4 protein-coding genes are annotated in these 4,730 nt (G+C 58.0%); all 4 read right to left on the reverse strand.

What is annotated here, in order from left to right:
• Positions 1-25 precede the first annotated feature (25 nt).
• A complete protein-coding gene (locus ACTHV6_RS11825) occupies positions 26-1,561 on the reverse strand; it encodes a hypothetical protein (RefSeq protein ID WP_441387828.1) in 1,536 nt (511 codons plus the stop codon).
• 147 nt (positions 1,562-1,708) lie between these two features.
• On the reverse strand, positions 1,709-2,233 hold the full coding sequence (locus tag ACTHV6_RS11830; protein ID WP_441387834.1) for a hypothetical protein: 525 nt from the start codon (positions 2,231-2,233) through the stop codon (positions 1,709-1,711).
• Complete coding sequence (locus tag ACTHV6_RS11835) at positions 2,155-2,532, reverse strand: helix-turn-helix domain-containing protein (RefSeq protein WP_441387830.1); 378 nt, start codon at positions 2,530-2,532, stop codon at positions 2,155-2,157. Before ACTHV6_RS11835 ends, ACTHV6_RS11830 begins: the two co-directional genes overlap by 79 nt.
• A 635-nt stretch (positions 2,533-3,167) precedes the next feature.
• The coding region (locus ACTHV6_RS11840; protein ID WP_441387832.1) for a cation:proton antiporter at positions 3,168-4,730 on the reverse strand (1,563 nt) is incomplete at its 5' end.

Below are 4,730 nucleotides of genomic sequence, written 5' to 3' on the forward strand. Positions count from 1 at the left end.
CAATTCGCCGTTAAGCCGCAGCCTGTTACTGGTAGGACACGAACCACGGCTTCGGCTCAACGTCCATGGTCTGTTCCGGGGTAAACGTCGGACTGTCCTCGTCGTAGAAGTTCTTCCACGCCATGCCGATCCCCTTCGGCAAGCCTTCTTGCAGTGCGTTCCACGTGCCCATCTTGAGATCGGGTGTGCCGTGGCCATCCGCGTGCAGGATCATGGCAAGTTCCTCGTGGGATGTGTCTAGATCCTGCCTGTCGGTGATCATGCTCATCGAGAACTGATGCATGACGAATACCTTCTGAGGCAGATCATTTTCGGCCGTGAGCTCGGCGAGCCAGTCTGCTGTCTCATTCACCTCAGCGGCATCCACTGAGCCGATCTGTGCCATGTGACGCTGGCCCTCTTCGAGCCGCCACTCGGAATCGAGCGCCAGTCCAACGTGAGGCTCCTTCAGTAGATCTTCATACATCTGGGCTTGCTCAAGGAAAGTAGATGTGCCCGGCTGGAGATCAAGCACAACGTAGATTCCTTCCTCGCCAGCGCGGTCAATCCACGGCTTGAGCGTGTCGTGGCTGAGTTCAGTTGAGTAGTTGCCGTCCGGTCCGGCTTCTGAAGAGGCGACGGTCGTGATGATCTCCATCGCTGGAATAACGGGCTCATCCGAGTAGTCCTCGTATTCCGCCGCGAGTTCCTTGACCAGATCAACGGATTCGTCAAGATCCTGTTCGCCGAGGACTCCCAACTCAGGAATGTTCGGGGACCCGTAGGCAGCAACCATGCGTCTGCCCGGGAATGCGATCTGGCCGCCACCCGGAAGCTCGGGGGCCGTGCGAGCGGTTGCGAGGCGCGCAGTGAACGTATCAGAATCACCGAAGTCCTCACCCAACGCGAGCACGCCGCCACCGTCCGAAGCCTTGGCGGCCTCCACGGTTTCTGAGGTTGCGCGCGGATCTCCGTCCGGCAGCTCAGCTACGTTGCCCGATGCTGCCTCGATCGTTGCGCTCGCAACCTCTTGGCCCGGCGTGGGGCCCTCTGTGCTCGTGACGAACAGTGTGGCAGCTGCGGCGCCCCCATCGCGTGTAATCTCTTCGGGCGCCTCTCCTTCTTGAACTTCGAGGCTTTCTGGGTCGTAGGTGATGACGTCTAGATCAGCGATTGCCTCGAACTCCTTCTGGCCTTCCGGCACAAACACGGCAGTAACTCCCAAGCGTTCCAGCTCATCGGCGGTTGCCACGTCATCCTCGCCAACGATAAGCCCGGGTGCCTCCAGATCCAGCGACTTTTCAGCTACGGCACCGGCATCATCTTCGTTGCCCACGACAGCAATGTCGGAGGATTCGAAAGCCAGCTCCGAAGCTGCCGCCGTGGCTGCGCCAGCATCCTCTGGGGAGGCTAACTCAACGCTGTCGCCTTCCGTCTTGAGAACAATGCTCGCTGGTTGCGCGGTATCGGAACATGCGGTGAGGCCTCCCACCGTCAGCGCAACCGCCGCCGCGCCAGCGAGGAGTCTGGTCCGGTTAAGTGATTCCGGGCGTGCGATGCCCGGTTGCCGTGCAAAGCTCATGTGCTCCACCGTACACGGATGAGACACATGTGTCGCCCGGACCGAAGGCCCTGATGCGCACAGCGCCAGAAGCGAGGGATCTCCATCTTGAACATCAGATACTGCCCCAAGCGGGGTCAAGCACAACCGAATCCGGATAGTTGCAACCTAATCAGCTCTGATAGGCATCAACGGCAATACAATTTGTCCGTTCAACACCCTGCGGGAGGAATCCAAGACCTCCTGACGGATGAATGGCTCAATCACACGAAAGCCATCTCGATTCATATAGTCATGGATCTGCTCGTTTGACGGAGTATCACGAGTTAGCCCCGGAATGTACAGCAGTGCTTCGACCGTTACGGACAAAGAGCCTTGAGGCAGATTCCCAAACGTCGTCTGCACAGATACAGTCAGTATCTCCTTGGACTCGTTCGAACTTGAGTTGAAATTGAAATCGACACTGACTCGCTCAGCCGCCTCATCACTCGCCCCGATGTCGTCGCTTACCGCGGCATCGGTATGCCGATGCGCGACAATGTCCGCGACCCGAATATCGACGATCTGAGCTGACTCGGACAACGTGAGAGACTCTTCATGGCTGTCCTGTTCCATCAGATCGCACCGTGAAACGTCTGCCGCGTTTGAGAAACAGTCCATCTTTTGTTTGAGCGAGCCGTCTTCGTTTCCCAATCCGCCCAGCCTGGGATATGGGTCCCATGAAATTTCTCGCAGTCGTCAATAATAGCCGTCTCTATGCGCGCTTCTACTGCAACCGCGTACCTTCTCAAAGTGGCAAGAGTTGGGTTCGCGTCATATCGTTCCAACGCTGCAATCGCCGGTTGAGAAACACCAAGACGATCAGCAACATCATCTTGTGAAAGCCCATGCCTCTTTCGTAACACTATTAGTTCTCGCAGGAAGCGCAACTGATCCCTGCGAACTGCCACCATTCGGTCCTCTACAACCTCTGGCGTAAACTCATTGTTCATAAACTATAACTTATATCTTCTGGCACGCTGATTCAACACCTATCCTGTTACTGCAATTCCGGTATATGCCAAGCCGCCTCACAACCAGACCGAAACGTTTGTTCAGCCCTTTGGATCTCATGATTCTGCCACGCCCTGACCTGGGCCGATGTACCATCAACTCTCTTTTCAAATATGTGTAAGCCAACAGCTGTGAACGGCCTCCGGCTAGGATCCTCGCTCTCGATTAATCGCAACTGGCACTTGATTCGTCGATGTTGCCCAGTCTCGTCCCGCTCTTGTACCTCAAGGTCATTCCAACGAAACTCATAAAGTCGGCTGAAGCTGGGAGACTGGATGGCTTTGACCTCATCGACTGGGGATAGCTGACCCTCCTGAGCCACCTCGAGCAGCGCACGAACCTCGCCTCGAATCAATGTGGCCGTGAACGGATGTCGCAGCCGATTACCGCTCGAATAAAGAACAGAATCCGCTGCATCCACCGCCGCCGCAACGTGTTGTCCCCGCTGTTGACAACCATGCCAATAGAAACCAACACTGTTACCCGAACTACAACACGAAGTACTATCACTTTGGCCTGCAATCATGAATCAATGCTATGTGGACCCTCCCACACAATCAGACGCACCAGTCCCCTACTCCCCCAAGCTCCGCGCACGCATCTCCACAGTCACTTGTGATGCGTCCAAAACCTCCAACGCATCCTCGAGGATTTCCGCATCGAATTGGTGATCATCGCGCGCTTTCAACAGCGCCTTGCGTTGCGCCTCGATAATCTTCAGTTGGGAGGGCACGTGTCCCTCGACGCGAGGGCCCTGAGAGCCCTCTGAGAGTTCGTCCTGTTCGCCACCTTGCCCGCTCGCGGCGCAGTCAGCTATCAATTCTTCTTTCGCCTCATCCAGAAGCGCCGTCAGCTCGGCGTGTTCGGCCGCTCGTTCCTGAGCGGTGGGAGCAGGGGTCGGCTTGACCCACTTGACGAACGGAGCCAACGTCCCTCCCTGAATCATGAGCGAAAGAAGCGCAACTAGGAAGGCGATGAACACAAGGTAGGACCGCATGGGCGCTCCCAAAGGCAGGGTTTGCGCCGCAGCGACGGTTATCGCCCCACGCATCCCAGCCCACACAATCACGCCGCCATCACGTTTGGTCAACGGCGATGCGAGGAAGTAATCAAGGTCAGCAAGCACCCGGCGCAGGCGTGCCGCCAGATCACTTCGGCGCTGTTCGGGGCTTTGCCCGCGCCTCAACGCTCTCTTCTTTCTCCGAGAAAGCCTGCGCTGGTGTTTCGCCAGTAGCTCGGCTGGCACCTCCGACACCTCCTCAGGGCCGTCATTCCCCGCGGCACCGTGCGTCCCGATGGCCGCCAGCGTCCCCGTTTCCCCGTTGGCCAAGCGATCTTGCAAGGCCTCGAAGTGCGGCTTGAGAGGTTCACGCCGCACAGCCCTCTTCTCCAATCCATGCAGCAACGGATACACGAAGAGGGCGCGCACGATAATCGACGCAATGAGTGCCAGAACAGCCACTCCGAGTGCAATCAGGATGGCTGGCGAGGAGCTATCGCTCAGGTCGGTGACGAGCGAGTGGAACTCCAACCCCATCGTCAGGAAGATGATTCCCTCCAAAATAAACTCGATCGTTTCCCAGTTCTGCGAGTCGGAGATGCGCTGGCTCGGAGACAGGTAGGTCGCGGCCCCCTGCCCGGTTATCAGCCCGGCTACAACGGCCCCGACCAAGCCAGAAGCCCCGATGGCTTCGGCGCCAGCCATCGCAATAAAGGGGATAGCAAAGGAGAGCGTGGTAGTTGCGGTGGTATTGGAGATTCGGCTGCGAACCGCGAGATTCAATTTGCCGACGACGATTCCCACAACAGCCGCCCCCACAACCGCCCACAGCAAGGAGCCGGCAACTCCCCACACGGTAACCGAGGCCGCCGCCGCTGCCACGGCCGTCCGCAGCATGACGAGTGCCGATGCATCGTTGAGCAGCCCCTCCCCTTGCAGGATGGAGATAACGCGCGGTGAAACTCCGGTCTTCTTGACGATCGACACAGCCACTGCGTCAGTCGGGCTGATCACGGCGCCCAGCGCGAGGGCCCACGCCAGATCAAGATCCGGGATGAGTAACCACAAAAGCCCACCAACCAGCCCGGTGGAGATGATCACCAGAACGATCGAGAGGCCCGATATCGCGCCAAGCTC

It is taken from the genome of Ancrocorticia sp. (assembly GCF_052089425.1).
In the GTDB taxonomy this organism is placed as follows: Bacteria; Actinomycetota; Actinomycetes; order Actinomycetales; family Actinomycetaceae; genus Ancrocorticia.